The following is a 24,272-nucleotide window of genomic DNA, read 5'->3' as shown; positions in this document are numbered from 1 at the left end:
GGCCTGAACAGCTGGTTTGGCCGGATAACGATGCCCGTCCCCTGAAACGGGTAGTCGCTTATTCGCCGCTTACCTGGATAATCCTGACTTTATTGTCTCGTGGTACTTCGGCGATATCTTTAATTTCCGTATAGGTTGCCTGTGGGTTAAGCCGATTGAGCTGTCGGGCTACCCTAAGATTGCCGGCCTGATAGGCAAAATCGCCTATGGCACTGCCGTTACAGCTGACTTTCTCCGAAATAACACGAAGTTTTAAGCCAGATTGTTTTTGTTGCAGGTGAAAATTCACCGGCGCATCCGTGGCAGCGCTGACACACAGCTTGCTCGTCAGACTGTCATCCGCAGCGACATAAATAGTCTTGGCGGACACCACCGTCGGACCAAGCAGTAAAGTGGCACACATCAGTTTATTCAGGGGGTGCATAATCAGTTCCTTTATTGGAGGGGCCCAATGCCCGCATCCAAGTTTCGCTAATCCGTAGAAAAATGCTGTAAACCACCTATGTGCAATTGTAAGCAAGCGTACAAAAGTGTCCGCAGCGGACACTTTTTCTGTCCGCGGACAGCTTCTAAAATCAAGGAAAAGTTGAAAAAACATTTAAATACAATAGTTTATGTGTTTTTTAAAAAGTGGCATAGGGCTGGCTTTAATGTCTGCAGGAAGCAAATTAAAACCGGAGTGTCCCATGCAACTACTGATGATTTATTTAACTGTTCCTCTGATGCTTTGTGCTCTGGCACCTGTGATTGAACTATGCACCGAATTCAGCAACGGGAGAGTGAAATGATCCGGGATACCAGTGGCCAGGATATGCTGGTAGGGAGCACCGCCGGGCAAGTCTGGCGCAAGCGTGCGGCAGTGGCCGCCATGGTGTTGGTGTCTGTAGGGACACTGGCCTGGTTAAATGGGGCTGAGTCGAGTCAGTCAGTGAATGGCGCCGGGCTGTTAACCGCTAAAGTAGAGCGCGGCACCCTGGTGCGAGATGTCGCAGCAACAGGCCATATTGTGGCGGCCAATGCCCCTGTGCTGTACAGTCCCCAACCAGGCCATGTACGGCTGCTGGCCGAACCCGGCGATGAAGTTGCGGTAAATCAGATTGTGGCAGAGGTAAACAGCCCTGAACTTGCCAACAATTTGAAGCAGCAACAATCCGTATTGGCATCACTAGAAGGTGAGCTGGAAGGTCGGCGTCTGGATGCCAGGGCACAGGAACTGGCCCTGACCCGCACCCTGGAGCTGGCTAAAGTGGATTTGGATGCGGCCGTGCGTGAAGAGCGCCGTGCCCAGCAGTCCATGCAACGCCAGCTAATCAGTCAACGTGATTTCGATCAGGCCATTGACGACCTGGCCAGGGCCGAACTTAATCACAGATTGGCCGCTCAGGAAGTACAAATAGCCAAAGATACCCTGGCCTTTGAATTAAAAAGTGCCGGCATTGCCATAGCGCGCCAGCAACTGGTGGTGGAAGAGTTGGAACGACAGGTCGACAGTCTGGCCATACGTGCGCCGGTTAAGGGTATTGTCGGTAACCACCTGGTGGAGCAGATGGCCGCGGTCAGTCAAAGCCAGCCATTAATTACCCTGGTGGACTTAAGCGCCTTTGAAGCGGAATTACAGGTACCAGAAAGTTACGCCGACGAGCTGGGACTGGGTATGGATGTGGAATTGCAACTGGCCGGTACCACCTTGACCGGACAGCTTAAGGCCATTTCGCCGGAAGTGCGGGATCGCCAGGTAACTACCCGTGTCAGATTACTGGATCAGCCTCAGGGACTGCGTCAAAACCAGCGCCTGTCAGCACGTATCCTGCTGGAAAATCGCCCGGATACCTTAATGGTAAAACGTGGCGCCTTCTTACAAAGCGGCGGCAGCCTGGGTTACAAGGTTGAAGGCGAAACCGCCTATCGCACAGCCATTCGCACCGGGGTCAGCAGTATCAGCCATGTGGAATTACTCAGTGGTGTTAAGGAAGGCGATACCCTGATTATCTCCAGCCTGGATACGTTTGAAAATCAAGAAAAAGTGATGTTGCGCTAAGCGGCATCCCAGAATAACGAAAAGGAAAAGAACATGCTTAACATGACCAATATCAGCAAAGTGTATCGCAGTGAAATGGTACAAACCCATGCACTTAGGGATTTTAATCTGCAGGTGAATGAAGGTGAATTTATTGCCGTCACCGGTCCGTCTGGCTCAGGCAAAACCACTTTTTTAAATATTGCCGGTATGCTGGAAACATACACTGGTGGCACTTATGAGCTTGATGGTATCAATGTCGGCAAGTTAACGGATAACGGCCGCGCTGAGCTCAGAAACCAGAAAATCGGTTTTATCTTTCAGGGCTTTAACCTGATCCCTGATCTGAATCTGTACGAAAATGTGGAAGTGCCGCTGCGTTATCGCGGCATTAAAACGGCTGAGCGTAAGCGCCGCATTGAGCGCTGCCTGGAGCAGGTTGGTTTGGGGGCGCGCGCCAAGCATGTGCCGGCGCAGCTTTCTGGTGGTCAGCAACAACGGGTGGCCATTGCCCGGGCGCTGGCCGGTGAGCCACGTTTTCTGCTGGCGGATGAACCTACCGGTAATCTGGACAGCCTGATGGCCCGCCAGGTGATGGAGCTGCTGGAAAGCATCAATAAAGACGGTGCCACCATCATTATGGTCACTCACGACCCGGAGCTGGCCCGCCGTGCCCAGCGTAATATTCAGGTTGTGGACGGTCAGATCTGCGACTTTAAGCTTTATCAGGGTGGGGCTGAACAACAACGCGCCACGGCAGGAGCCTGAGATGTTTATTCATTATATTGACCTTGCCTGGCGCAGCTTAAAGCGCACACCCATCGTCAGTTTGCTGATGCTGCTGGCCATTGCCATCGGTATCGGTATTACCATGACCAGTTTGTCTGTTTATCACATGATGTCGGTCAACCCGATGCAGCACAAAGATGAGCAGATTTTTGCTGTACAGCTTCGCACTATGGATCAGGACGCCAGCTGGTGGACAGTCGATAACCTGCCGCACCAATTGACCTATCAGGATGCCATGAACTTGCGCCAAAGCCCGGTGCCGTTTCGCCAGACTGCCATGCTGAAAACCGGTTTTGGGGTAAAACCCGACAACGCCAATATTGCTCCTTTTATGGAAGTGGCGCGTGCCGCAGACAGCGATTTCTTTGCCATGTTTGAAGTGCCATTTGCGCACGGCGGCCCCTGGGATAAACGCATTGATTTGCAAGGTGAGACCGTGGCCGTGATTGGTGCCGAAATGAACCGCAAACTGTTTGGTGGCGGCAATAACGTGGGGAAAGACATTGTGCTGGACTCTGTTGCCTACCGTGTTGTCGGCATTCTGGCTGACTGGAAACTGGAACCACAAATATATGACCTGAATAATGGTGCCTGGGGTAATAATGAACAGTTGTTTATTCCCTTTTCCCTGCTGCCCATCGAGGAACTAAAGAGCTGGGGCAACAACAACGGCTGGAAATATGAAGAGCAGAAAACCTACCAGGATAAGTTGAATTCAGAAGTGGTGTGGTTGCAGTACCGGGTGGAACTGACAGATAAGCAGATGCAGCAGGATTATCGAGATTACCTGGCTGGTTATATCAAACAGCAGCAACAACTGGGACGTTTTAACCGTGACGATGCACAAGGGGACATTAAATACATTAGTCAGTGGTTGGATTATCGCGAAGTGGTCAGCGATGACAACAAGGTCTTGGTGGGGTTGAGTTTTATGTTTCTGGCGGTGTGCCTGGCTAATATCCTGAGTTTGCTGTTGGCCAAATTCCTCAAGCGTGCCCCGGAAATTGGCGTACGTCGCGCATTGGGGGCCAGCAAAACCCAGGTGTTTATGCAGCACTTGGTGGAAGTCGGCATGTTGGGACTGGCCGGCGGTGTGCTGGGCCTGGCCATCGCCCAGTTGGGACTGCATTTGCTGCGAAGCGGCTTCAGCCGCTATGAGCAAGTAGCACAGATGGATCTGACCATGTGGCTGGCTGCGCCCACTATTTCTATCCTGGCCTGTTTGCTGGCCGGTTGTTATCCGGCCTGGAAGGTCTGTCGTACCACACCAGCCCTGTACCTGAAAACCCAATAGGAGTTAGCCCATGTCTGAATTAAGACCCATCTTCAACGCACTGATGCGTGGTAAAACCGGTGCACTACTATTGATTATGCAAGTGGCCGTCACCCTGGCTATCGTCAGTAATGCCGCATTTATTATCAATGACAGGCTGACTTATCTGCATCAGGAAACCGGTTTACAGGACCAGAACCTGTTCAGGTTCAATCTCTACACTTTCGGCAAACAAGTGGATATTCGCCAGCAACAGGAAGTGGATGAAACCCTGCTACGTAACATTCCCGGGGTGGCGGACGCGGTGGTAATAAACCAGGTGCCCTTGTCTGGTAGTGGTGATTCTACCAGCTTTAACTTAAAGCCCTCACCTCAGCAAAGTCAAAGCGAGCGTGCGGCGTTTTTTATGGCCGATGAGCATTTGCTCAATACTCTGGGGGTAAAACTGGAAGAAGGACGGAATTTTACTGCGGCCGATGTCGTGTATTCCCAGTATTATGATAAAAATGCCGCTGTGGCTCTGGTCACCCGTCAGTTTATCGATGGTTTATTTCCTGCCGGGGATGGCCTGGGGCAAACCATGTATCTAGGTGATATCCCTTTGAAAATCATTGGCATAGTCGCTCCCATGAAAGGCCCGTGGCTAAAGGATGAAAAACCCGACAATGTGGTGCTGATTCCGCAGGTTGAAGGGGTGGCGTTTAAGCGCGTGCTGGTTAGAACCGAAGCCGGACGCCGTGACGAAGTGATGCAACAGGTCGCGTCTGTGCTATTGGCTTCAGAGTCTGAGCGGGTGGTCAGTAATATAAAAGGGGTGGACGAACTACTGGCGACCTATAACAGTCAGGATAAATTGATGAGCAATATGTTGTTGGTGCTGATTTGTGTGCTGTTGTTGGTGACAGCCCTTGGGATTAGTGGCCTGGCCTTGTTTAATGTGGGGCGTCGTACTCGTCAGATAGGTACCCGCCGTGCCCTGGGAGCAAAGAAATCTGACATCTTGCGCTACTTTCTGCTGGAAAACAGTCTGGTCAGCATTAGCGGTATGATACTAGGCAGTATTCTGGCACTGGCCATGAGTGATGTGTTGATGCGCCACTACTCGCTGCCGCGTCTGGACAACTGGTTTATTTTGTACAGCTTGTGCGGTATCTACCTGATGGGCATGTTAGCTGTTTACTGGCCAGCCCTGCGCGCAGCACAGATTGCGCCCAGTATTGCCACCCGTAATGTATGAGACATCGTGCTTGGTGTTAATAAGCAACAGGCTTATTAACCACATTTTACTGAAGTAAATGGTGTCGGGCTAAAGCCCGACCCACACAAAAAGACGATAATAGATGGAAAAAATCCTGATAGTGGATGACAACCAGGCGGTATTGAATGCCCTGAGCTTGTTGCTGGAGATTCATGGTTACCAACCCGTGCTGGCATCAGGCCCGGCTGAAGCGGTAAAAGCAGTGATGTACCAGCGCATCGCCCTGGTGATCCAGGATATGAACTTCACAGCTGATACCACCTCGGGCGAGGAGGGAAAAGCGCTTTTTTACCAGCTTAGAGAGATCAATCCTAACCTGCCGATAATTCTGATCACAGCCTGGACAGAGCTCGAAGCGGCGGTGTCGCTGGTGAAGGATGGTGCAGCCGATTATCTGGCCAAGCCCTGGGATGACGCTAAGCTGCTAACCAGCATTGCCAATTTACTGCAGCTAGGCAGTGCCCTGGAGGAAAACCAGCGCTTTCGGCAGATTCAGAGTCAGCAGCAGGCAGAGCTGAACAAGAACAATTTATGTGGTCTGGTGTATGGCAGCCATGCTATGCAGCGGCTGGTGGATATGGCGCTGCAGCTGGCAAAATCGGATGTATCGGTATTGATTACCGGCCCTAATGGCGCAGGAAAGGACCGCATTGCCGGTATTATTCAGGCCAATTCGCCGCTAAAAGACAAGCCCTTTATTAAGGTTAATGCCGGTGCGTTACCCAAAGAGCTGATAGAAGCCGAGCTGTTTGGCGCCGAAGCGGGTGCTTACACTGGTAATAATGCCAGACGGGTTGGGCGCTTTGAAGCTGCTGACGGTGGCACCTTGTTTTTGGATGAAATAGGCAACCTGCCGTTATCCGGCCAAATCAAGCTGCTTAGGGTTTTACAAACCGGTGAGTTTGAGCGACTGGGATCCACCGCCACCCAAAAAGTAAAGGTGCGGGTCATATCTGCTACCAATGCCGATTTGCAGCAAGATATCCAGGCCGGGCGCTTTCGCGAAGACTTGTATTATCGCCTGAATGTGGTGGAGCTTAGCCTGCCACCCTTAGGGCAGCGTAAGGATGATATTCTGCCCCTGATTCAACACTTTTTACCTGGTCGTGAGTGGTCACTGTCTGCTGAGCGTGCTTTATTAGCCTATTCCTGGCCAGGCAATGTGCGGGAACTGGAGAACGCCTGCAAAAGAGTCAGCGTGCTGTTTCCCGAGGGCATACTGGAAGCGGAACATTTTGCTTTGCAGGATCGTGGGTCGCAACCCGCGCCGCAAACCAGCGCCGAACCGGGACCGGAAGAAATTCAACAGGCCATGGATAAACATCAGGGCGTGGTTGCTAAAGTGGCGCGTGAACTTGGCATGAGTCGCCAGGCGTTATACCGGCGCCTGGAAAAGTACGGGCTGATTTAATGTTCAAACTGAAGTTCCAACTTATTTTAAGTGCGCTGGTGGCGATTCTGGCCAGTGCTGGTGTTTATGCGGTAACGCTGGAAGTGCCCCTGAGTAAGTTGATATTGGTCACATTGTTTGCCCTGCTGCTGGCCATCTGTCTTTGTCATTATCTGTTCGATGGGGTGGCAAGGCGCCTGACCGCGCTGGAAACCGGCCTGTTGAATTTCCGCGATAATGAGTTTGGTGTCAGCCTGGCAGTGGAGGGCAAAGATGAAATCAGCCAGCTGGCAAGCTTGTACAATGAGACATCAAACCGGCTCAGACAGGAAAAACAGTGGATTTATCAGCGTGAGCTGATGCTCGACAAAGTTCTGCAAAGCTCGCCGTTGGCGGTGTTGTTACTGGATAACAGCGACAGAGTTATTTTCGCCAATGCCAGTGCCAGAGAATTGCTCACTGCTGGTAACCGGATTGAAGGCATGAGTCTGGGAGATTTGCTCAAAAACCAGCCACAAGCCATGCAAGATGCGGTGGATTCTGGTCGGGACGGGCTGTTTAGCCTGGGAGACAGTGAGGATGACAGCAGCCAGCAAACCTGGCATTTGTCTCATGGCAACTTTTTGATGAATGGCAACCAGCATAAGCTATTGCTGTTCAAGCAACTTACCCGCGAATTAAGCCGTCAGGAAGTGCAGATTTGGAAAAAGGTCATTCGGGTTATCAGTCATGAGCTGAATAACTCCCTGGCACCAATTTCGTCCATGGTACATTCGGGCAAGTTGTTGGCCGAACAGCATCAGGAAGCTCGCCTGGCCATGGTATTTGACACTATCGGCGAACGTGCCAGCCATCTAACCAGCTTTATTCTTGGCTATGCCAAATTTGCCAAATTGCCGCAACCGAATCGAGTGCGGGTGGAATGGCCGACTTTTATTCAGGCGCTGGCCAGCCAGTGGCCCTTCCGATTAGTGGGCGATTTGCCACAGGAGCCGGGCTATTTTGACCCGGCACAGTTGCAACAGGTACTGATTAATCTGCTGAAGAACGCCACTGAATCCGGTTCCTCGCCTGCCGATATCAGCCTGAGCATACGCCAGTTGGAAAATAGTCTGGTGATTGAAGTCAGTGATGGCGGCAGTGGTATGAGTGACACGGTGTTAACGCAGGCGTTGCTACCTTTTTATTCCACCAAGAGTGAGGGTACCGGGCTGGGTCTGGCCTTGTGCCGGGAAATTATTGAGGCCCATGATGGCCGTATCAGCCTGGCCAATCGCGTGGAAGGCGGCCTGAAAGTCAGTCTTTACTTACCCAGATAAAAGTTCTCGCAGAGCGCGCCGCAGCGTTTAGTGCGGGCCTCTGCGAGAGTATTTGTCGATACCCTGGTCACCGACCCTAAAGTTTTAATCGAATGCCGATACGGTTAAGCAGGGTCACTAATACCATCATCGCCAGGGCAAACAGCAGGCTCCACAACATACCTGGTATTCCGGATGACAGAAATTCCGGGCGCAGGGTCAACCCCAGGCTGCCAAGGCCGGCGGCAATTATATAAGGCAGAATATAAATCAGCAGTGGGTTATTGGCCGCAGGTTCAAATGCTTTGACCATGGCGGTGTGCCTCTTTACCTCAATCAACTGATAAAACAGCGCAAACAGCAGACTACAGAAAAATACACTCAGTAGTGCCCAGCTTGGGGTGGCCCAGATCTTTGAAATTGGCCAAAGCTGGCAACTGATATAGGCCAGCGCGGCGCTGACCACAATATAAATACCCAGATTCATTTGGCGTTTAGGATAGTCGGCATGGAAGCACAGTAATGACATCAGTGTACCGGCCAGCACCATGGCAGTATGGGTGTGGTTACGGTTTTCCTGAGCGAACCAGCCCAGCAAGCCTGACTGCCCCTCAAATGGCTGAAACAGGGCGAACAGCGCGATAAAGCCAAGGGCTATCAAGCTAAGCAGCAACGGTCGCTGTCCCACTAACAAATAGGCTATCAGCGCAAACAAATATGCCCAGCCGATTAACCCTAGTATTCCCCACCATTGTGGCGTCATTCCACTATTTTGGGGGCCTTGAAACAGCCACCATAGCGCTATCAGACCGGCGATTCCGACGGCCCTCACCAGCCACTGTTGACGGTGACTCCAACCCTTGGGCAGGCTGCACCAGACCAGCAATACCGACAGGTACATGCAAAAGGTCCACAAATGAATACTAATTGGCATGGCGGATTCGTCATAGCCACCAATACTGTTGACCATATAAAAACCAATCACAATCAGGCCAAAGGCACGTACCAAGCCATGACGGAATACACCCCATGCGTTGTCGCCTTTATTGAGTCTGGCCTGTACCGCAAAAGGAATAGACATACCGACGATAAACAAAAAGGCCGGAAACACCAGATCGACAAAGGTCATGGTATCGGCATCGGCCGCCACATGTTTCATCCAGCTGGGAATATCGCTAATACCTGCCAGCTCATTCACAAATACCATGACCAGAATGGTCAGGCCGCGGAACAGGTCGATGGAAAGAATTCTTCCTGAAGCTAAGGTGGACATCATAGATCCCTGTAAGATTAGATGCCCAGAAACTACTGAATTCTTAACCTCTGTGCAACAAATTAACATGCATTACCTGCTTGTTTGTTAGTTGGTAACTTTGCAATGCGACCAACAACAGAGTTTCATATGCAATCGAGAGTTGTTCTCAAGCAGGCGGGATGAAATAATAAACAAGAATAGTTATTAGTAGATGGTGCAATAAATGAAGAGGTTTAACTGGGCCCTGACCCTGCTGTTTTTTGGTCTGACGGCCCACCTGGCACAAGCGTCAGGGCCTGGTCCCGAGCGGATCCTGCATTTGCTTTCCTATGTCGGTGTGGACTATCCCATGACAGTGGCCGATGGTCAGATAGTGGATCAAGGCGAATATGTGGAGCAGGTTGAGTTTGCCGAAGCGGTGGAGCAGATCCTGCAAAATTTACCGGCCACGGTGCAAAGCCCACAGCTGTTAGAAGACAGCCGCACCCTGAAGCGCCTGATTGATGAAAGGCGTCCAGGTCAGGAAATTAAGGCCATGACCGCTAAGCTGAGCGAAGCCGTGACTAAGGCCTATGACATTAAACTTGCACCCAGAGGCACACCTGAACCTCTGTCGGTAGCCAATCTGTATCAGCAGATGTGTTCTGCCTGCCACGGTGCAACGGGGTTAGGCGACGGTATTGCCGGAGCCGGTATGGAACCTGCACCGGCGAATTTTCACGATACCGAACGTATGAACGAACTGACCCTGTTTGGTTTATACAACACTATTACCCTAGGCGTTGAGGGAACGGGAATGGCAAGTTATGCCAACCTGTCTGAAAGTCAGCGCTGGTCATTGGCGGCTTTTGTGGCCGGATACGTAACCGAACGGCCGCAGGGCAAAGTGACATCACCCTTTAACCTGGACCAACTGGCTACCCTGACTCCAGTGCAAGTTCAAGCGCAAGGGCAGAATGTCGAGCAGTTTGTACAGTTACGTGCCCATCCGGATGTCATCGAGTCTGACAAACCGGCACCGCTGGTATTTGCCAAACAAACGCTGGCTCAGTCCTGGCAGGCCGTTGAAGCAGGGGATTTCGAGCAGGCCTATCAGCTTTCCATCGGTGCATACCTGGAAGGCTTTGAATTGGTGGAAGCCAGTCTGGATAACCTGGATAAGGCCCTGCGTAAGGATATTGAGCTGGCTATGTTTGCCTACCGTGACGGCTTGCGTGACAGATTAAGCGTGGACGAGTTGCAAAGCCGCTATAACCGGGCCCAATCCGCTTTGGATCAGGCGCAGATTCTGTTGGATGAAGGTGGGTTGTCACCATTGCTGAGCTTTGTCGCCTCTTTAATCATTTTGTTACGTGAAGGCCTTGAAGCCATATTGGTACTGGCGGCAATCTTTGCATTTTTAAAGCGCTCTGGTGCTACCTCCAGTTTGAAATATGTACACAGCGGTTGGATTGCCGCATTGGTCTGTGGTCTGGCGACCTGGGCGGTGGCCAGCTATCTGTTTAATATATCCGGCGCCAGCCGGGAGCTCACCGAAGGTATGACAGCATTGCTTGCTACAGCTATTTTGCTGTGGGTGGGGATCTGGATGCATTCCAAGGCGCATGCCAGCAATTGGCAGCAGTATATTAAAGACAAGCTGAGTGCCAGTTTGTCTTCAGGGCAGAATATCGGTTTTGCGGTCCTGGCCTTTGTGGCGGTATACCGGGAAATCTTCGAAATTATCCTGTTTTATCAAGCGTTGTGGTTACAGGCTGGCCCCGAAGGGCAACAGGCTGTGATTTTCGGCATGCTGGCGGCGGCTGTTTTGTTGGTGGTACTTAGTGTGGTTATCTTCAAACTGGCAATGCGGGTGCCGGTGGGCATGTTCTTTAAGGTGAATGCCGCCATTATGTTTGCGCTGGCGGTTATTTTTGCCGGTCGCGGTATCGCTGCATTGCAGGAAACCGGCAGTATTGTCAGTATCCCACTGAATCTGCCGGAAGCAACCTGGCTGGGTATTTACGCAGATGGTGTGACCCTGATGTCGCAGGCTGTGCTGATTGCCCTGATAGCGTTAATGACCGTCTATCAGCGAAAAGCCAGGATTTAATGCAAAAAACGGCGCTAAGGCGCCGTTTTTTTTGTCTTTGCCTTGGTTACATTTTTTTGCATTTGGTGGCATTTGATCACATGACAGCGTTGTCATTGGTGGTTTAGTATCCTTAACGAGCTCAAAACAAGATGGATCTGTCTTTCATGCTACTTATTTATTTTTGAAAGGAATTAACGGAATGAAATTGAATAAGCTCGTTTTAGCGATAGGTATTGCCTGTGTTTCTGTCAATGCTGTGGCTGCCCCGCAAGTTGTTTACGACAATGACGGTTTTAAACGTGATTCTGCCTATAACCAAGGGCCGGTGACGACTATTTCCACTGCCGAGGTGAACTACGGCACGGTTAAAGCTTATGTCCGTCATGGCGGCAATGCGTCCTGCACCGAAGCTGGTCTGTATAATGCCGAAGATGGTACCCTGATTAACCCTGGCCGCATCGGTCCGTTTGGAACTCCTTTGGTGGACCAGGTTGAGACCGGTTTCGATGAAAGATTTGCCACAGTGCATAAATACCTGCAGGTACAATGCACAGATCTGGATGGTCAGCAGTTTGCCATCCGTCATAATATCCCGCGCGCTCCCAAAATGACCTGGGACGCCACACTGACGCCCAACGGCTACTACCATGAGCGTCCGACTAAGCCCTGGGAGCCTGGTTACCCATATCAGGACCAGTTTGAGTACAGCGGTATTCTGTCTGTGACCAACTATGCAACTGATGGCGTATGCTATATCAGTCAGGACCATGGTCGTTCGCTTGAAGTGTTTAACGGCGAAAACAGCAAGTATGGCTTTGATACAGATGTCTTCACTGGCCAGAAAATTCATCGTAATGAGCTGCCTAACCTGTATCAGGAAATCACCTGCCGCAATGCCGGTGGTACCACTGTATACTCCAAGGTTTGGGATTTGACTCAGCCAGATAGCATTCCTCTGGATAGCGAGAACATTTCATACAGATAGTTCCCTTTAGCTAAATAAAAAGCAGCTTCGGCTGCTTTTTTACTGGCTGGAAAATGTGTAGCTTAGGCCAATCTGTATGCGGCTGGTGTCAGTGTCAGCATAATGCTCTGCTTTGGCGAACCAACCTAAGCCACTGTTGTTCAGTTTGCCGTCCAATTCAAAGGCCAGGGCATGGCCATATTCGAGAAAGTCTTCGGTAAGCTCGGCACGTTGGCCAAAGCCTTTATCCACATAGCTGTAGTGAGTGAAAAACTCGGCACCAAGCCAGGCCAGTGGCATGCCCATACTCAATACCACTTTAATTCTGCTACTGTCGAGCCTGTCGATAAGCTCAATGGCGTAGTGCTGTCCGTGAGGACTTTGGTACCGAAGTTCGCCCCTGAAGAAATTGTCTCCCAACATATGCTCCAGGCTTAGCTCGTAGCCTATGGATGAGTTTATTTGGCTGGTAAATTCAAGCTCCAGATAGTTCAGACTATGCAGTTTTTGCCAGGCATTGGCATCGTCAATATGGGCCAGTTCGCCCACCACCAGCTCCAACTGACTGTCTGGACTGACTTGTTGTACATGCCGAATACCGCTTATCCAGCCATCCTTTGACAGGCCGGTAGAGGCTACATCGCCCTTGTAAGTGGGAATAACGCCAAGTTCGGTTTTACCTTGGCTATCTTGGTGGCGAACAAAAAAGCGACGCATGTAAAGATGGTCGGCCTTCCCCTCGTCCAACGTGTTATGGCTGGATGCAAAGGATTTACCGGTCGCGACAAAAGCATGCAAGCTCCAGGCGTCATTAACATTGAAGGACGGATAAATTCGCAGGCGATATTGGTAGCGCAGGTCCTTGCCTGAGCGATCATCCAGCCTTATCTGACTAGCCACTTTGCTTTGCAGGCCTTCAGCTTGCCCTGCCTGTGCCTGAAATACTAACAATAACAAACTGCTTAATATGGATTGCGATCGTTTCAATGATACGTGGCCTTAACTTGCGTAAGGCCCGCTATTTCAGCGTTAATATATGACAACGTTATGAATCAGCATTGATCATGCTGGGTTTGAAGAGCAGATCCGCACAACTAAAAATTTAACGGTGTTAAATTGTCCATGGGTACCCAACCCCGGTCGGTGCTATCCTGTCTCGTTGCCCATACCCAACCGTTCAGCATGCGTCCGCCAATGAGGTATTCACCTGCCACTACATTTAGTTCTTTGGCGCTGTAGTCCTCTAATGCCAGTCCCTGGTCTTCACTTGTCTGGCGGAAAACCTGAGCCGGGACCCAACCCCCTGAATGCCCGGTAGTTGAGCAAAAATACCAATCCTGCCAATCTTCAGGACCTGCATATTTTTCTCCTATGGTTAACGCTGTGCCTTTTGTAAACTCGATAGGGGCTGGATATTCACTCTGGTGAGCGGTGACAACAATATACCTAAGCATAAATACTTCCTGTTTTGCGTTAGGTGCCAGACTATGGCAAATGTATGTATTTATGTACAGTATCTTGTGGTCCCGAGTCGAACATACCGACTGTATCTTCAGGCTATAACATTAGCCTGAACTACGCGGGATAAACTCCACATCCACCAGAATACGTCCTTCAGAGGCGACCGCCTCTTTCTTATTGCCCAGCAAACGACATACTGCCTGGCCAATTTTATCGGCATCAATATGCACTGTAGTCAGAGCCGGGGACATACGGCACGAGTCTTCAAGATCATCAAAGCCTGCTACTGCAATGTCTTTACCAGGGATTCGGCCTAATGCGTGCAATTGTTCAATGGCGCCGTAAGCGATAACGTCGTTAAAACACACTATTGCCTGCAGATTGGGATCGGATTGCAGGGCTTGCTGAATGGCCTGGCGTCCGCCGTGGCGATTGGTGGGAGCCTGAATTCGGGTAATCTGCAGGTTTGTCAGTTGTGCTTTTAGTAAGGTTCTATCAAATCCGGCCAGTCGTTCATGAAAGTCCGAAATGCTCTCATTACCGCCAATAAAGGCCAAATGACGGTAGCCCTGGTCGAGCAGGTGTTGGGTTACCAGGCTGGTCCCTTTGACATTATCCGGGATCACCAAGGGTGCGCGCGCGCCGACAACCTCGCGCATAATCTGGATAACCGGAATGCCGGCATCGATTTGCTGATTAAGCCATTGTGCATCAGTACCTGGAGTTGGACAGATGACTAGGGCTGCCAGCCGATATTCTTTAAGCTGCTGAACTAATTGTTTCTGAGTGGTGAGGTCCTCGCCACTGTTGACCAGTACAGACATATAGCCCAGGCTGCGAATATGCCGCTCAAGACCCACCGCCAGCTGGGCAGAATATGGATTGGTCAGGTCATTGATGACTACACCGACAAGATTAGAACGGCGGCTGCGCAGCGCTGCCGCATCACGGTTATACACATAGCCCAGTTCATCAATGGCTTTAAGTACTTTTTCCTTCGATTTCTCACTGACTTTATCACTTTCGGTCAGAACCAAAGACACGGTGGATTTGGACACACCGGCCTGTCTGGCCACATCAAATACGGTTATGTTTTTATTCACGTTATTGGCTGTCATTGTCACTGTTCTGTTGTTTAGTCCGGCACCGATCCAAATGCCTTGACGATACGATATGCTTATTTACACTCATTAACAATTTTGGAACGTTCCGCGTGTGAATCTGTAACCTATGATTCTGCACATGCTGGCTGCAACAAACTGGGGTGATGTTGATGGATACAAAACTGGCCATAAAGTGTTTAGGACTCAGTGTACTTATCTGCTGTTTGAATTTGCCGGTTCTGGCAAGCTCATACAATGGCAATAGTCAGTATGTTGACCCGTTTATTGGTACCGGTGGTGAGGGGCATACATTCCCTGGTGCTGTTGTGCCTTTTGGTATGATGCAGCTTAGCCCTGATACAGAAGCAGTAGCCCGCGGTATTGATCCGCAGCCGGAAATCTACAAGCGATGTGCCGGTTACCATTATGACGACACCACCATGCTGGGCTTTTCTCATACTCATTTTTCCGGAACCGGCCATTCAGACCTGGGCGATTTACTGATTCAGCCCATGGTGGGGGTTGCCCAGACAACACCGGGAACAGTTAATAATCCTGAATCTGGCTATCGCAGCCGTTTCAGTCATGAACGTGAGTGGGCAGAACCTGGTTATTACGCCGTTGATTTACTGGATTATGACATCCATGCCGAATTGTCCACTACTGTACGAGCTGGTATTCATCGTTACACCTTCAGCCGCGGCGAAACCGGTCATGTGCTGTTGGACCTGACCCATTCCATTTACAACTTCAGCAATAAAGTGATTTGGTCTGATGCCAGGGTAGTGGATAAGCAAACTCTGTTGCTGCATCGTCGCACCAATGGCTGGGCCAAGAACCGTCCTACCTACTTTGCCGTGCAGTTTTCCCGTCCTTTTGACGATATTGAACTGATTAACGAAGACAATACCCGCTACCGCTGCAACGGCTGCCTTGACCATGGTGGCAACAAGCCCTCCACTATAGTTAATCCGGCTGAGCAGTACACGGCCGGTAAGGCCATCAAGGTGATGGCGCACTTTAGCAAGCCCACCGACAAACCGCTGCTGATTAAAGTGGGTATGTCAGCGGTCAGCCATGCCAATGCGCTTGAAAACCTGCAGGCTGAAATTCCCCACTGGAACTTTGACCAGGTACGCAGCGAGGCGCGCAGTGCCTGGGATCACGAGCTGGCCGGCATTGATATGCAAGGTGAGCTGAAAGAGAAACGTCAGTTCTACACGGCCATGTACCATGCCCTGCAGGCGCCCTCTGTTTACCAGGACGTGAATGGTCAGTACCTGGGCGTAGACGGGGCTATTCACAAGGCCGAAGGTTTTACTAACTACACTCTGTTTTCCTTGTGGGATACCTACCGTGCCTTGCATCCGCTGCTGACTTATGTGGATCCAGAACGGGTTAACGATATGATTACCTCCATGCTGGTGCACTATCAGCAAAGCCCCAACAAAATCCTGCCAATCTGGTCTTTCCAGGGCCATGAAACCTGGACCATGATTGGTTATCACGCCGTGTCTGTGATTGCTGACGCTTACCTTAAAGGTATCCGCGATTTTGATGTGGAACTGGCCAAAGAGGCGATTCTGGCCACCGCCAATCACGCCCGTTACGATGCTATCCCTGAGTACAAGCAATACGGCTATGTGCCCATGAATGTGTTACCTGAGTCGGTATCTATCACGCTGGAATATGCCTATGACGACTTCACTATTGCCCGCTTCTTTGACGCCCAGGGGGATAAAACCAATGCCGCGGAGTTTTACCGCCGCAGTCAGTTTTATCGCAATGTGTTTGATCAGCGTGTCAACTTTATGCGTGGGCTGGACAGCAAAGGTAACTGGGATCCTGAGTTTGACCCCGAAGCCGCCAAGTATATGGGGCCATTCACCGAAGGGAACAGCTATCAATATACCTTCTACGTACCTCATGATGTACAAGGTCTGATTGATCTGTTTGGCGGTGACAAGCCCTTTGTTGAGCGCCTGGACACCTTGTTCAGCAAAGAGCTGTCATACGAAAAGATCAAAGAGCATGAGGATATTGCCGGCCTGATTGGCCAGTATGCCCACGGCAATGAGCCCAGCCACCATATCGCCTACCTGTACAACTACGCCGGTGAGCCGTGGCGTACCCAGCAGCGTATCCGCCAGATCATGGATACCTTGTCTTCGGATAAGCCCGACGGTCTGGCAGGGAATGACGATGTGGGGCAGATGTCAGCCTGGTATCTGTTCTCTGCAATCGGCTTCTATCCTGTGGCGCCGGGCGATCTGATCTACGTTATTGGTGCCCCACAGGTGCCGCAAGCCGCCTTCCGCCTGGCTAATGGTAAAACCTTTGCCATGACCACCGAGGGGTTGTCCAAGGACAATTTGTATATTCAAAGCGCGACCCTTAACGGTAAAGTGCTGGAGCGCAGCTATCTGACTCACGCCGATATTATGCAGGGCGGAAAGCTGCATTTTGTAATGGGCAGTGTGCCAAATAGCACTTGGGGTAAGGACGCATCACAGCGACCGCCTGGCGTCAAAGCTCAGTTTTGAACTATTATGCTCCGGTGAATAATCCTGGCAAATTGGCAACAGGTTTAGCGAAAGTGACATACTTTTATGCAAACAAATTGGTAAAAAAGTGGTTACTAACCTGAAATACACAAAATATCTTTGTTTTTTTACTTTTTGTGTCTTGTATTCAGCTTATATATCCGTTCAAATTGTTTGCATAATCAACAATCTGCAAATAAAAGGTCAGCATCAACATTGATGTAAGGCTGCAGGTTAAAAATAAAAAATGGAAAATGCAGCCCAATAACACCTTCAGGCTGAAACGACTTAAGGAACTACAGTTTCTTACGCAGTTGTGCCTGGCCATTATATTTGTGCACTGGACCTGGCTTGGTGAGTGGTTTGTCACTTGCTATGTGCCCCCTGTGTCAGCCTTGCTTTATGCCAGTTACCGCGTTGCCGCTACGGGTCGGATTGAGCTGGGCAGCGCTTTATTCCTGGGTATTATCAATTTCAGCGCCTTGCTGTTTATGTGGAGTTTCTACGGCTTACGTGATGAAGCCATTATGCTGCTGCCAGCAGTGATGTTTTTTGCCGCCATGCTAAGCGGTATTCGCCTGATGTTGTGGAGTTTTGCTATCAGCTCGGTGAATTTACTGATTCTCGGCTGGATGGGGCAAAGTGGCCAGTGGACGCGTGAAGTCCCAATGCAGGACCTGAACAGCGCGTTTTTGATGTTTTTGCTATTGGCTATGACGGCCTATGGTATCTGGGCAGTGGTGTCACAACTTCGCACTATCCTCGATGAACTGAAACTGGAAAATGCCCGTTACCGTCAGTCTCAGTTGCAGGTTGAGCAGCTTATCCATCATGATCCACTCACGGGCCTGCCCAACCGGCTTAAAGCCCGGGAAATGTTTGATACTGCGGTAGTGCGTTGCAGCAGTAATCAGACCATGGTGGCGCTGACCTTTCTGGATTTGGATAACTTTAAATCTATTAATGACTCACTTGGACATAAATTAGGTGACAGGTATTTACAGCAGGTTGCTAAAACCTTGTCTGCCACCTTGCGGGAATCTGACAGTCTGTGCCGGTTTGGCGGTGATGAATTTGTGATCATCAGCACCAATATCACCCATAGCAAGCAGGTGGATGCGCTGGCCATGCGCATCCTGCAATGTACCGCTACCGCCCTGGAAATTGATGGTCATGAGCTGACCCTGACCTGTTCTATGGGGATCTCTATGGTGCCGCAGGATGGGATGGATTTTGACAGTATTTGCCAGCAGGCCGATCTGGCTATGTACAAAGCCAAGGAAAGCGGTCGTAACCAGTATCGCTACTTCCAAAGTGGCATGAGCGAACAATTATCCCAGCAACTGTGTATGGAGCGTGGTTTACGCAATGCCATCGAGTTACAGCAGCTATCTATTCAATACCAGCCCAAAGTGTGTCTGCAAAGTGGCATGATTGAATCAGTGGAGGCGCTACTTCGCTGGGAACACCCACAAATAGGGGAGATCAGCCCCGAGGTGTTTATTCCCCTGGCTGAACGCAGTGGGCAGATAGGCATGCTGGGGGACTGGGTACTGGAAAATGCCATCAGACAATGTGTTGAGTGGCACAAGGCTGGTTTACCTGAGTTGTCTATTGCGGTAAACGTGTCACCGGCGCAATTGATTCGCGGTCGCTTTGCGCAAACCCTGGCGCGGCTGCTGGAACAATACAACTTGGCTGGGCAATTTCTGTTGCTTGAACTGACCGAATCAGTGTTTTTGGAAGCCGGACAGGAGCTGCGTCAGAGCTTGTCTGTGATCCAGGGACTGGGCGTGCGACTGGCTATTGACGATTTCGGCACCGGTTATTCCAACCTGGCGTATCTGAAGAAGTTTCAGGTTTCACAACTGAAAATTGACCGCTCCTTTGTCACTAACCTGATGGACAGTGTGGAAAATCAGGCCATTGTGACCGCCATAGTGCAAATGGCACGTAGTCTGGGCTTAACTACCATCGCTGAAGGTATTGAAGATAAACAAACCGCCGATTTCCTTGGCCAGCTAGGTTGCGACAAAGGTCAGGGCTATCATTGGTCCAGGCCTTTGGAAGCGGCACAAATGCCCGGTTTTTTGCTCGCTGATACCCCTATCTTGAAAGCAACTGCAATTTGAGTTGCAGTTGCTGAAATCATTCATCTCGCCAGTCTACATACCTTTGCGTCACGCTTCGACCTGTTGGTCGGCACTATCCAGGCGTCAACGCATAGTCCTAACCGACTGATAAATATAACTTTAACGCCAAACGGTTGATTTTAAGCTGGTAAAAAACGCTAAAATTATTGCTTCAGGCAATGAGAGTTATTATTATTCGCGCCAAATTCCAGGGCGGATGATAGTCGCCCACTTATTGCTAACGGAGCTGCACATGTCTGGATTTCGTCCCCACCAAATAGCTATGGCTATTGCAATCGGCTTACCACTGCCGGCACTGGCCAATCAACTCGCAGAGCAGGATGTGGAAACCATTGTGGTGACGGCGTCGGGATTTGAGCAGAAGCTGGTGGATGCACCGGCCAGTATCTCGGTAGTCAGCCGCCAGGAACTGCAAGCTAAGCCGTTTACCAGCCTGGCCGATGCACTGCGTGACATTGAAGGCATAGATGTGGGCAGTGGCCAGGACAAAAACGGCAATATCAGCATTACCATGCGTGGGCTGCCTTCTGACTACACATTGGTACTGATCAACGGTCGCCGTCAGTCAGATATTGGGGATATTGGGCCGAATAACTTCGGTAACAGCCAGTTTATGTATATGCCGCCACTGGAAGCGGTTGAGCGCATCGAGGTAGTGCGTGGCCCTATGTCCACATTGTATGGCGCCGATGCCATTGGCGGTGTCATCAACATTATTACCCGCAAACAAATGGACAAAACCATTGGTAGTCTGAGTCTGGGCTCCACTTTTCAGCAAGATGATCAGTATGGTGATGATAAGAAGGTCGATTTCTATCTGACCGGCCCCAGCGGCATCGATAATCTGGTATATGCGCTGCGTGCCAGTGTGTATGACCGCGAACAAAGTGAACCCACTTACGCCGACAGTCTGCCACTTCCGGATGGCAGCACCTGGACAGATGAAGGGAGTTTTGGCGACAAGAAAATTGTCGCTGCCAAAAACTGGAATGCGGGTTTCACTTTAAACTACGCGCTGAGTGATACTCAGGAACTGGCCTTTGAATACGACATCGCCAAGCAACGTTATGACAACACCGAAGGGCAGACCGGGACCCTGGACAGTCCTGTCAGTCTGTGGCGCAGCCGCGGGGGCATTATCCAGCCAAGGGTTGGTTATACCCCATATCAGCGTGTGGAACGCGAGCAATTTGTACTGTCACACATTGGCCGCTGGGAAATCGGCACGCTGACCAGCAGTCTGACCCGCAGCCGCAGCGAAAACTTCGGCCGTTCATTGCCGCTGACCGTGCAGGAGCGCAGTGATTTGCAAGCTATCTGGGACCAGGCTGTGAGCGATCAGGGGAGTAATAGCCCAGAGCTGACCGAAGCCTTATACAGCCAACTGGAACAGCAGTTTTTGCCCAGGCCCTTGCGCACCCTGAAGATTGACAATCTGATCCTGGACACCAAACTGGAGTCGCAGTGGCAGAATCACTACTTTGTATTGGGTGGCCAATACTTTAGTGCGGATATGGAAGACGGTGTATTTGGTATGTATGGTGACGGTTTCCGTGACGGCACCAGCCAGAAACACCGGCAATGGGCGGTGTTTGCCGAAGACAGCTGGGATCTGAATGAGTCGGTTACCGCAGTGTTTGGCGGCCGATATGATGACCACAATATATTCGGTGGGCAGTTCAGCCCGCGCGCTTACCTGAATGTGCGTCCTAACAGTGACTGGACCATTAAAGGTGGCATCAGCACCGGTTATAAAACCCCTAAGCCAAATCAGTTGTTCCCCGGCATCGTCGGCTTTGGTGGTCAGGGTGTGCATCCTTTTGTCGGCACCCCGGACCTGCAGCCGGAAACCAGCGTGAACTATGAGGTGGCTGCTTATTACCAGGGCAGTGACCGGGTCAGTGGTAATATCACTCTGTTCTATAACGATTTTAAAGACAAGATTATTAATCAGGATAATCTGCCCAACTGTGAAGTGGCGGCAAATGGTCAGGCCTGTGTACAAATCGGTCCCGGCTGGGCGGATCTGGGCTATAGCAGTTTCAGTCAGGCCGATAATGTAGACAAGGCCGAAACCCGGGGAGTGGAACTGGCCGGTAAGGTTAACTTCACTGATAGTTTGTCATTCAGCGCAAACTACACTTATACCGACAGTGAAGTGAAAAGCGGCCGTGATGAAGGCTTACCCTTGGTCAGCACGCCCAAAAATATGCTGAATACTACTTTCAACTGGCAGGTACTGGATGACTTAAGCCTGGCATTGATTGGTGAGGTGCGCAGCAAGCGCTTCCGCGGTACAGCCGACATTCAGGGACCACAAGGGCCGCAAACCATCGAGCTGTACTACAAGTCTTATGAACTGTTACATCTGGCGGCTCGCTATCAGGTGAATGCCCAACTGACGATTAATGGCCGGGTTAATAATCTGCTGGATGAAGATTTATCCAGCCGTAGTTGCCTGTTGTCTGCAGATCAACTGGGTTATGAATGTTCATCCGACTATAACACCACAGAGAAAGCACGTAGTTTCTGGCTGTCAGCCAACTACACTTTCTGATTTCGGATAGTTGTTCCGCCCCTGACAAAATCCCCGCCTGGCGGGGATTTTTAAATTTCATTGTCTTTTTGGGCAATTTATTGCTATCCAATAGCCATGCTGTTTGCTTAGCCATAAAGACCCTTATTCATGCCCAGAGCTACCCTGACATCCCTGGCTTCACCGCTGTTAAGCCTGCTGATTTATTCTGTTGGTCACGGTTTGTTAACCACCCTGCTGACCCTGCGAATGACCGAAGAGCAGGTATCGGCCACCCTGATTGGCATGATCTCCACCGCGTATTTTACCGGCTTAATGGTGGGGTCGTTTGTCAACAGTAAGCTGATTTTACGGGTAGGGCATATTCGCGCTTATGCCGCCTATGCTTCCATGCTGTGCAGCCTGGCTTTGTTATTTGGCATATTTGTTGCGCCCGAGTCCTGGATGCTGCTGCGTTTGTTGGGTGGTTTTGCCACCGGCGGATTATTGGTGGTGATCGAATCCTGGATTATGGTTAGTAGCCCCGTTTCTATACGCGGGCGGGTGATGGCACTGTATATGGTGCTGTTTTATGCGGCCATGATCCTCGGTCAACTGCTACTTAAGCGTTTGGATATTATGTCGTTGCTGCCCTTCGCAGTAGCGGCACTGGCCTGTTCCTTATCTGTGTTGCCGCTGGCCCTGGCCAAGGTCAATATTCAGCATCTGGAGCGACACGAGAAACTGCCGTTTTGGAGCTTGGTACGGCTCACGCCAACAGCGGTATTCAGTTGTTTTATCTCTGGTTTGATCCTCAGTGTGGCTTATGGTCTGTTGCCTTTTTTCTACGCCAAGGTGGGGCTTGAGCTTAGCCAAATCGCCGATATGATGGCCTATCTGATCCTGGGCGGTATGTGCTTGCAATACCCTTTAGGCAGGTTGTCTGACAGGTATGATCGACGGCTGGTACTGATGTGTTTGTTCGCAGCAGTGCTGGCCGTGAGTGTGGCGTTTATATTATTCGACTCCGAAGCGGGCAGCGCCCTGACCTCAATATTAACCTTAATGTTCGGTGGGGTTATTTTTGCGGTTTACCCAATCAGCCTCAGCCAGGCATGTGATGAACTCAATCCTTCACAAGTGATTGCCGCCAATCAGGGCTTACTGCTTTGCTACAGTCTTGGCGCCATGTCTGGCCCGTTATTGGCTCCATTATTTATACAGGCATTAGGCCCGGATGGCATGTTTGTGTATTTTGCCAGTATGTCGGTACTCAGCCTGCTATTTCTGACCTGGCGGCGTTTGGTCAGAGCGCCTGTGCCCATAGAGGAACATGTGGCGTTTTCCACCAGTACCCCCAATACCCCAATCATGGCCGAGCTGGATCCCCGCGCGGATGCGCCCCCGCAAATGCCTCAAGACCAGGCCCAGGAATATTACCAGCGTCCCTGAGTTACTCTAAAAAGTTATAGTTATGCAAATAGTAATGGTTTGCATAAATGCTTCAATCTGGATAAAGTTTGCCGCTGTGATCTGACACGGCATGAATGAGTTTTAAGTATGTCCAGAGGTGCGCTTCGTTCCTTCTATAACGGCAGCCGCTGGCTGCATATCTATCTGTCTACCGCATTATTTGGCTTGTTGGTGTTTTTCTGTGTCACCGGTGTGGTGCTGAACCATGTCGGTTGGCTGGATGGCGGCGGTAAAGAGGGGGAACTGGATATCAGTACTCCGCCGCAATGGCAGGCTTTGGCGCAGTCGCCCCCGCAATTAATTGCTGCAGTCGGGGATTATCTGCGCCAGCAACATAATCTTGAACACCCCAGAGCGGTGGAATGGTCTGCTGACGACGCTGAGCTGGTACTGGATTATGCCCTGCCGGCGGGTTACGCACTGGCAACCCTGGATTTGCAGGGCGAAGTGTTATTGCTGGAATACCATAAGGGCAGTTGGCTGGGCGTTTGGAGCGACTTACACAAAGGCCGGCATAGTGGTCTGGCCTGGTCCTGGGTGATTGATATCTCCGCCGTATTGATGCTGCTGTTTGCCCTGACGGGATTGATTATCTTGTGGCAAAACCGCGGTAAACGCCGCTCGGGAATGCTGGCCGCGGTACTTGGCGCTTTAACGCCTGTGCTGATTTATTTTTTGTTTGTCCCAACACTAACTGGAGTCTGAG

Annotated in this window: 18 protein-coding genes; 13 read left to right on the top strand and 5 right to left on the bottom strand. The window is 50.7% G+C overall.

The genetic code is table 11. The annotated features are described in order from the left end of the window. Positions 1–58: 58 nt before the first annotated feature. Positions 59–424, bottom strand: coding sequence for a DUF3718 domain-containing protein (locus CSR04_RS15170; RefSeq protein ID WP_172449377.1), 366 nt, complete (start codon positions 422–424; stop codon positions 59–61). A 360-nt stretch (positions 425–784) separates the two neighbouring features. Between CSR04_RS15170 and CSR04_RS15165 the strand changes: the two genes are divergently transcribed. The 6 genes from CSR04_RS15165 (at position 785) to CSR04_RS15140 (ending at position 8,046) form a co-directional block, all read left to right on the top strand. Next, complete coding sequence (locus CSR04_RS15165) at positions 785–2,038, top strand: efflux RND transporter periplasmic adaptor subunit (RefSeq protein WP_102797153.1); 1,254 nt, start codon at positions 785–787, stop codon at positions 2,036–2,038. Positions 2,039–2,071: 33 nt separating this feature from the next. Then, entirely contained in the window at positions 2,072–2,785 is a 714-nt protein-coding gene (locus CSR04_RS15160; protein ID WP_102797152.1) for an ABC transporter ATP-binding protein, read from the top strand. Between the two features lies 1 nt (position 2,786). Further along, the gene (locus tag CSR04_RS15155; protein ID WP_102797151.1) at positions 2,787–4,100 is read left to right on the top strand and encodes an ABC transporter permease; all 1,314 of its coding nucleotides are present in this window, start codon (positions 2,787–2,789) and stop codon (positions 4,098–4,100) included. A 10-nt stretch (positions 4,101–4,110) separates the two neighbouring features. Next, positions 4,111–5,316, top strand: coding sequence for an ABC transporter permease (locus tag CSR04_RS15150; RefSeq protein WP_102797150.1), 1,206 nt, complete (start codon positions 4,111–4,113; stop codon positions 5,314–5,316). A 103-nt stretch (positions 5,317–5,419) separates the two neighbouring features. Continuing rightward, entirely contained in the window at positions 5,420–6,748 is a 1,329-nt protein-coding gene (locus tag CSR04_RS15145; RefSeq protein WP_102797149.1) for a sigma-54-dependent transcriptional regulator, read from the top strand. Then, complete coding sequence (locus tag CSR04_RS15140) at positions 6,748–8,046, top strand: sensor histidine kinase (RefSeq protein ID WP_102797148.1); 1,299 nt, start codon at positions 6,748–6,750, stop codon at positions 8,044–8,046. Before CSR04_RS15145 ends, CSR04_RS15140 begins: the two co-directional genes overlap by 1 nt. A 76-nt stretch (positions 8,047–8,122) precedes the next feature. On the opposite strand, the gene CSR04_RS15135 is transcribed toward CSR04_RS15140, so the two are convergent. Further along, on the bottom strand, positions 8,123–9,301 hold the full coding sequence (locus tag CSR04_RS15135; protein ID WP_172449376.1) for a DUF5009 domain-containing protein: 1,179 nt from the start codon (positions 9,299–9,301) through the stop codon (positions 8,123–8,125). Between the two features lie 202 nt (positions 9,302–9,503). Here CSR04_RS15135 and CSR04_RS15130 point away from each other — a divergent pair, with 202 nt between their 5' ends. Both CSR04_RS15130 and CSR04_RS15125 read left to right on the top strand, forming a co-directional pair. Further along, positions 9,504–11,372 (top strand): FTR1 family protein, encoded by a 1,869-nt coding sequence (locus CSR04_RS15130; protein ID WP_102797146.1) that lies wholly within the window; start codon positions 9,504–9,506, stop codon positions 11,370–11,372. Between the two features lie 181 nt (positions 11,373–11,553). After that, a complete protein-coding gene (locus CSR04_RS15125) occupies positions 11,554–12,339 on the top strand; it encodes a hypothetical protein (RefSeq protein ID WP_102797145.1) in 786 nt (261 codons plus the stop codon). 39 nt (positions 12,340–12,378) lie between these two features. Here the strand turns inward: CSR04_RS15125 and CSR04_RS15120 are convergent, their stop codons facing one another. The 3 genes from CSR04_RS15120 to CSR04_RS15110 form a co-directional block, all read right to left on the bottom strand. Continuing rightward, on the bottom strand, positions 12,379–13,269 hold the full coding sequence (locus tag CSR04_RS15120; RefSeq protein WP_102797144.1) for a hypothetical protein: 891 nt from the start codon (positions 13,267–13,269) through the stop codon (positions 12,379–12,381). Positions 13,270–13,412: 143 nt separating this feature from the next. After that, entirely contained in the window at positions 13,413–13,772 is a 360-nt protein-coding gene (locus tag CSR04_RS15115) for an SH3 domain-containing protein (protein WP_102797143.1), read from the bottom strand. Between the two features lie 111 nt (positions 13,773–13,883). Continuing rightward, positions 13,884–14,897 (bottom strand): LacI family DNA-binding transcriptional regulator, encoded by a 1,014-nt coding sequence (locus tag CSR04_RS15110; RefSeq protein ID WP_102797142.1) that lies wholly within the window; start codon positions 14,895–14,897, stop codon positions 13,884–13,886. Between the two features lie 155 nt (positions 14,898–15,052). On the opposite strand from CSR04_RS15110, the gene CSR04_RS15105 reads away from it, so the two are divergent. The 5 genes from CSR04_RS15105 (at position 15,053) to CSR04_RS15085 (ending at position 24,271) form a co-directional block, all read left to right on the top strand. Continuing rightward, positions 15,053–17,425: a GH92 family glycosyl hydrolase gene (locus CSR04_RS15105; protein WP_102797319.1), complete on the top strand. Its 2,373-nt coding sequence runs from the start codon at positions 15,053–15,055 to the stop codon at positions 17,423–17,425. A 254-nt stretch (positions 17,426–17,679) separates the two neighbouring features. Beyond that, entirely contained in the window at positions 17,680–19,557 is a 1,878-nt protein-coding gene (locus CSR04_RS15100) for a putative bifunctional diguanylate cyclase/phosphodiesterase (protein ID WP_102797141.1), read from the top strand. Positions 19,558–19,810: 253 nt separating this feature from the next. Continuing rightward, positions 19,811–22,135: a TonB-dependent receptor domain-containing protein gene (locus CSR04_RS15095; protein WP_102797140.1), complete on the top strand. Its 2,325-nt coding sequence runs from the start codon at positions 19,811–19,813 to the stop codon at positions 22,133–22,135. 129 nt (positions 22,136–22,264) lie between these two features. Further along, positions 22,265–23,545 (top strand): MFS transporter, encoded by a 1,281-nt coding sequence (locus tag CSR04_RS15090; RefSeq protein ID WP_102797139.1) that lies wholly within the window; start codon positions 22,265–22,267, stop codon positions 23,543–23,545. A gap of 108 nt (positions 23,546–23,653) precedes the next feature. Next, complete coding sequence (locus CSR04_RS15085) at positions 23,654–24,271, top strand: PepSY-associated TM helix domain-containing protein (RefSeq protein WP_102797138.1); 618 nt, start codon at positions 23,654–23,656, stop codon at positions 24,269–24,271. Position 24,272: the final 1 nt, after the last annotated feature.

It is taken from the genome of Bowmanella denitrificans, from assembly GCF_002887595.1.
Classification (GTDB): domain Bacteria; phylum Pseudomonadota; class Gammaproteobacteria; order Enterobacterales; family Alteromonadaceae; genus Bowmanella; species Bowmanella denitrificans.
Note: the sequence above shows the minus strand (reverse complement) of the source record. Positions and strands in the feature narration are given on the sequence as shown.

What these genes read in the sequence shown, in the direction of transcription:
- CSR04_RS15170 (WP_172449377.1), bottom strand. Translation starts at nt 424, where the DNA reads ATGCACCCCCTGAATAAACTGATGTGTGCCACTTTACTGCTTGGTCCG.
- CSR04_RS15165 (WP_102797153.1), top strand. Translation starts at nt 785, where the DNA reads ATGATCCGGGATACCAGTGGCCAGGATATGCTGGTAGGGAGCACCGCC.
- CSR04_RS15160 (WP_102797152.1), top strand. Translation starts at nt 2,072, where the DNA reads ATGCTTAACATGACCAATATCAGCAAAGTGTATCGCAGTGAAATGGTA.
- CSR04_RS15155 (WP_102797151.1), top strand. Translation starts at nt 2,787, where the DNA reads ATGTTTATTCATTATATTGACCTTGCCTGGCGCAGCTTAAAGCGCACA.
- CSR04_RS15150 (WP_102797150.1), top strand. Translation starts at nt 4,111, where the DNA reads ATGTCTGAATTAAGACCCATCTTCAACGCACTGATGCGTGGTAAAACC.
- CSR04_RS15145 (WP_102797149.1), top strand. Translation starts at nt 5,420, where the DNA reads ATGGAAAAAATCCTGATAGTGGATGACAACCAGGCGGTATTGAATGCC.
- CSR04_RS15140 (WP_102797148.1), top strand. Translation starts at nt 6,748, where the DNA reads ATGTTCAAACTGAAGTTCCAACTTATTTTAAGTGCGCTGGTGGCGATT.
- CSR04_RS15135 (WP_172449376.1), bottom strand. Translation starts at nt 9,301, where the DNA reads ATGATGTCCACCTTAGCTTCAGGAAGAATTCTTTCCATCGACCTGTTC.
- CSR04_RS15130 (WP_102797146.1), top strand. Translation starts at nt 9,504, where the DNA reads ATGAAGAGGTTTAACTGGGCCCTGACCCTGCTGTTTTTTGGTCTGACG.
- CSR04_RS15125 (WP_102797145.1), top strand. Translation starts at nt 11,554, where the DNA reads ATGAAATTGAATAAGCTCGTTTTAGCGATAGGTATTGCCTGTGTTTCT.
- CSR04_RS15115 (WP_102797143.1), bottom strand. Translation starts at nt 13,772, where the DNA reads ATGCTTAGGTATATTGTTGTCACCGCTCACCAGAGTGAATATCCAGCC.
- CSR04_RS15110 (WP_102797142.1), bottom strand. Translation starts at nt 14,897, where the DNA reads ATGACAGCCAATAACGTGAATAAAAACATAACCGTATTTGATGTGGCC.
- CSR04_RS15105 (WP_102797319.1), top strand. Translation starts at nt 15,053, where the DNA reads ATGGATACAAAACTGGCCATAAAGTGTTTAGGACTCAGTGTACTTATC.
- CSR04_RS15100 (WP_102797141.1), top strand. Translation starts at nt 17,680, where the DNA reads ATGCAGCCCAATAACACCTTCAGGCTGAAACGACTTAAGGAACTACAG.
- CSR04_RS15095 (WP_102797140.1), top strand. Translation starts at nt 19,811, where the DNA reads ATGTCTGGATTTCGTCCCCACCAAATAGCTATGGCTATTGCAATCGGC.
- CSR04_RS15090 (WP_102797139.1), top strand. Translation starts at nt 22,265, where the DNA reads ATGCCCAGAGCTACCCTGACATCCCTGGCTTCACCGCTGTTAAGCCTG.
- CSR04_RS15085 (WP_102797138.1), top strand. Translation starts at nt 23,654, where the DNA reads ATGTCCAGAGGTGCGCTTCGTTCCTTCTATAACGGCAGCCGCTGGCTG.